Source organism: Clostridioides sp. ZZV15-6598 (assembly GCF_020657705.1).
Classification (GTDB): domain Bacteria; phylum Bacillota; class Clostridia; order Peptostreptococcales; family Peptostreptococcaceae; genus Clostridioides; species Clostridioides difficile_F.
Map to the genome: position 1 here is coordinate 1 of NZ_JAGWCS010000203.1, position 4,808 is coordinate 4,808.

Genomic DNA, 4,808 nt, shown 5'->3' on the forward strand with positions numbered 1-4,808 from the left:
ATTATATATTAAAGATAACTTATAAAATTATTTCAAGAACTTAAAAAGTTAATATTTTTGTTACGATTTTAAATTTTTTACTACAATTTTTTATCCAATTTATTATATACAACTACACTACAAATAAATTGAAATAAAAGAAGTAAACTAAGTCCAATTAAAACCCATTTACTTATTACCATTACTGAAAATACACTCAATATAGATACAATAAATATAATAATAACCAAAACATAAGACATAATTTGATTGGTAATACGTCCAGATTTATCGCGTAACATAATTCTTCTCTCATCATTCATCTCTATTTTTTGATTTTCTACCTTTTTTTCATACTCTTTAGCCCTTTCAGGTTTACTCCAATATATATACTGGAGTATCATACATATTCCAGGACCTAAAGATGCTCCAGCAAGCCCCCATATAAAAGCTTCAAACGAAAACTCTGTCAATGTGGCCAATAAAATAAATAAAACTCCAAAAACAAGATAAACAATACCCATATATAATCTGTTCTTTTTCATTTTTACTCCTCCTCATAAATAAATATTTCTTCAATACTCATATCAAAATATCTTGCTATTTTAAATGCCAAAATAATTGATGGGTTATATCTGCCATTTTCTAATGAACCAATTGTTTGTCTTGAGACTTGTAAGGCAATGGCAAGCTCTTCTTGCTTTATCCCTTTCTTTTTTCTTATTTCTTCTAATCTATTTTTCACATTTATCTCCTTAAATCATTTTATTTTATGTAAAGTTTACTTTCCATAATTATACACCCATATACGTTTTATGTAAAGCTTGCTTTCCATATTTCACAAAAAATAACAGACTATCTTTAGTCTGCTATTTTAAACTTTCATCTTATTTTTCTAGTTTTGATTTTGTTTTCTAATTGGAATCCAAACTTCTACTGTATAATCCGGAGCCTTAATATCACCTTTAGGGTAAAGCTCTATATCTGGTAAACTAGCGTACTCATACCCAGAGCTTGGTAACCATTCAGTAATAATTCTTTTTTGTAATTCCTGTATAGCAGTAGCATTTGGCATTGGAGAAACACATTCAAATACTGCCCATGTACCTGATGGTATAAAATATTCATAAGTATTTTTTAAAGTATGTATATCTGTTGGAGCAGCAATATAATAGTCTAGGTCCTTTCCATTCGTGCATGCACTGACTCCAAGCAACCCATAAGGTTCATGATTTATTAATTTCAAAAGTTTTTCAATCATTCCACTTTGTATAGATTTATCCCATAACTTGGGAACCTTATCAAAACATTCCTCTACAATCATATTCATATGTTCTTTTACTCCAACAATACGAAAACCCTTTTTTTCCACAATACGATATTGCATTTCTACATTTCCCTTTACATAAATAGTTAGGGTTATCCTAGGATATGCTTTTAAAACAACACCTTTTGCTCTAGCAGCAGATGGAGAAATATTATGTATGTTTTGAAAAGCCCTATTAAAAGATGTAGGTGAATCATAACCATATTTCTCAGACAGCTCTAAAATTTTGATATTACTATTTTGTAGTTCAAATGCTGCCTTAGTCATACGTCTACGTCTAATATATTCAGATAAAGGTACTTCTGCAATATATGAGAACATTCTTTGAAAATGAAAGGTGGAACAACATGCAATTTTTGCTGCTTCTGCATAATCCACTCCACTTTCAAGATTGTCTTCAATGTAAGTAATAGCTTGATTTAATTTATTTATCCATTCCATTTAACATTCCCTCCAAGCAAATTATACAGTTTAATAAAATAATATACCTCTCAATCTATGCACAAAATTGTAAGTTTTAAAATACTATTTCAAAAATAGATACAGATTCAGTTTAAAGTATAACATTTACTCATTTAACTATCAATTTTGTATTGGCTTTATATCAAATCCAATAATTTACATTAACAATACTCTTTTACATAAAATTTGCAAACTAATAATGCTAAAATTAAATTATACAATTACACAACAAAAGAGTTCAATAACATTATTCCCTATAATGTTATTGAACTCTCTATAGAAATTTATTTAAATAAGGCTAAATTAAGTATTAAACTATTTTATATATTGTCTTATATATTACAATATCCAACTATTTTATAATCTTCTGGTACTTTGTAATCTTTATCTGGACTACCAAAATTCCATTTTAACTCGAACATAGTTGCACTTATTATTGTTGCAAAATAAAGCATAACTATACCAATATCTATTTTCTCTTCATATAAATTAGTATGACCATCTTTTCTAACTGCTAAAACTACAACTCCTCCATCAACTATAAATCTCCATGGCTGTCTGTTTAATGTAGATGGAGCTAATCTTGCATAATGGAATGCATCAAGAAGTGCTCTCTCTTCTAATACATTTGTATTTGCATTATTTCCCCACTCATCCATATAAACTACTTCTTCTACACCTAAGCGAGAAGAGCTATTATCTGAAACAACTTGCATATCAGATTTTGAATAATTCTCACCAGTCTTTGTAGCATTTAGTACTTTAGTATTGCTTGCATTTTCTCCATATCCAATAGCAATAATTCCTGTTATTTCTTTGTCTGAGTCAATTCCAAGTTTATCTAATACCTTTTTGCTATCTTCAAAAGTAACCCAACAAGAACCTATTCCAAGGTCTGTTACCTTAAAAATTATATTTTCTCCTATGTATCCTGAGTTTTCGATGTAATTATCTTTTACTTCAGATAATATTATAATGTAACTTGGAGCATCTATCATATTTCCTTTATATCCTGCTATTTTATCTAAATTGTCAAAAACTTCACTTCTATTCATTACTCTTATATCAACGTCTATCTCTGGAACTAGTTTCTTACAAGATTCTGAGTATTTCTTAATCTCACTAAGATACTCTTCTTTAATATCTGTCTTTTTATATTCTCTAACAGACTTTCTATTTAATATGATTGTTTTATAATTCATAATTTTATCCTCCCCAAACTAGTATATTATTAATTATATACCCATTAATGTGATATTTTACGCATTTACTTAATAAATAATAATTACAATTTTGTAATTATTATTTATTAATAATATTCCACTTTTACATTCATAATGACCAGTTGTGCAAAATCCATTGCCATCCTTCAAATAAAAACATATTATAAAGATAATATAAAATAAACAAACAAATCTTAACAAAAAATTAAACTTTTTTTACACGAAAGAAGGCTTCCCGTTGCCTTCTTTATTTTTTACAAAAAAATAGACTGCTTCCAAAATGATTTTACATTTTTGAAACAGCCAAGCTATTTTATAATGACAACTATATTTGAGGATGTGAGGGAGAGTTGTCATTATAAATTTAGGGTAATTATATTATGTTTTAAGCTAGTTCTTTCTATATTTCTATAATACATTACATATATGAATTTTATATGATATTTGTATAAACGACATATGAAATTATATATTTTAATTATATTAAATCTTATTATTACATTTACTGCAACAATACTCATATGTCTCTACGTTATTTGGAATATTTACAAATACAAATTCTTTACAGTTGTTACAATACTTTAATATAGATATAGTTCCACAAGTGTAACATTCAAATGTCACACACTCCTCACTCTCTTCTATTACTTCAAATTTTTTACTATGTTCACCACACTCTGGGCACTTGTGATTATTTACATTCATAAATACTCCTCCTTATTAGTATAGTTAAAAACACGTCAAAAACTTAATCAAATGTATTATATATTACTTATTATATATTCTATAATAAATCATATTCCTAGATAATAAAACAAATTAAATAAAAAAAAACCATAAATTTTAAATTTATGGATTAATTCTTGTAATGATAACTCTATTTGAGGATGTGAGGGAGGGTTATCATTACAATAGGGTATTATATTATGGTTTTTAAGCTAGTCTTTCTATACTCTATATAATACATCTGTTATATGAATTTTATATGATTTTTACATAAATATTTTATGAAGTTTAAATTTTTTGACTAATTTTGTCTCTGTAAAAAGTTCTCTAAAAATCCATAGCATCATAAAAAGCCAGCATTTAAGTAAAACATCATAAAAAAATTTGTTCAATAATCTTAACAAGTCATATCACCTCATTAACGATTATTGACACAAAACTAAACAATCAAGCATAAATTATTCCATAAAACTTAATTTTGATAATTATTGATATACAATCTCTAGATTATCAATCTTATTTTGCATCTCTAAGAAAATTTCCTCAACTGAATTATCAAATATATTACCTAAATAAACTCTTTTATCTTTTTGAATGGAATAAGATTTTACACTGCCATCAGAAGAAATATATACATGGCTCCATTCTGCACCATATTTTGAAAATCTTTCTCTTATATCTTTAAACCTCATATCTTCTATTTTTATTGCTTTTCCTCTAGCTCCTCTTACTACTGTATGCCCTCTTTTTATCAAACTAGTTATTTTTATATCTTCTTTTAATTTAACATGTACATTGTCATTCTCTGAATATACATTCCATATTACTTTATGACGATAATCATCTAATTCTCTTATTAAACTTCTTTCAATAGTAAAACTATCTTTAGTTACTATAATTAAATCAAAATGGTTTAACATATATTGAAATACTTCTTTCATATCTTTATTTTTTAGAATATCTTCACCAATAACTTCTATAAACCTACATCCTTTCTCATACATACACTTTAATAAGCTTATAACTTCAGAAAAATATTGAACCCTATTGTCATTACCATCTATCTCTATTGTAAAATATAAAGGTGTAAG

At 26.5% G+C, this 4,808-nt stretch carries 6 protein-coding genes; all 6 read right to left on the minus strand.

What is annotated here, in order from left to right; all coding sequences use genetic code 11:
• Positions 1–80 precede the first annotated feature (80 nt).
• Positions 81–524: a hypothetical protein gene (locus KGF50_RS20380; protein ID WP_227849750.1), complete on the minus strand. Its 444-nt coding sequence runs from the start codon at positions 522–524 to the stop codon at positions 81–83.
• Positions 525–526: 2 nt separating this feature from the next.
• The gene (locus KGF50_RS20385) at positions 527–724 is read right to left on the minus strand and encodes a helix-turn-helix transcriptional regulator (RefSeq protein WP_227434059.1); all 198 of its coding nucleotides are present in this window, start codon (positions 722–724) and stop codon (positions 527–529) included.
• A 150-nt stretch (positions 725–874) separates the two neighbouring features.
• Entirely contained in the window at positions 875–1,747 is an 873-nt protein-coding gene (locus tag KGF50_RS20390; protein WP_227849751.1) for an AraC family transcriptional regulator, read from the minus strand.
• A 353-nt stretch (positions 1,748–2,100) separates the two neighbouring features.
• Positions 2,101–2,970 carry a nitroreductase family protein gene (locus KGF50_RS20395; protein ID WP_227849752.1) on the minus strand — a complete coding sequence of 290 codons (870 nt, stop codon included), beginning with the start codon at positions 2,968–2,970 and terminating at the stop codon, positions 2,101–2,103.
• Between the two features lie 504 nt (positions 2,971–3,474).
• Positions 3,475–3,696, minus strand: coding sequence for a hypothetical protein (locus KGF50_RS20400; protein ID WP_227849753.1), 222 nt, complete (start codon positions 3,694–3,696; stop codon positions 3,475–3,477).
• A gap of 506 nt (positions 3,697–4,202) precedes the next feature.
• Positions 4,203–4,808: SPASM domain-containing protein (locus KGF50_RS20405; protein ID WP_227849754.1), on the minus strand; the 606-nt coding region annotated here is incomplete at its 5' end.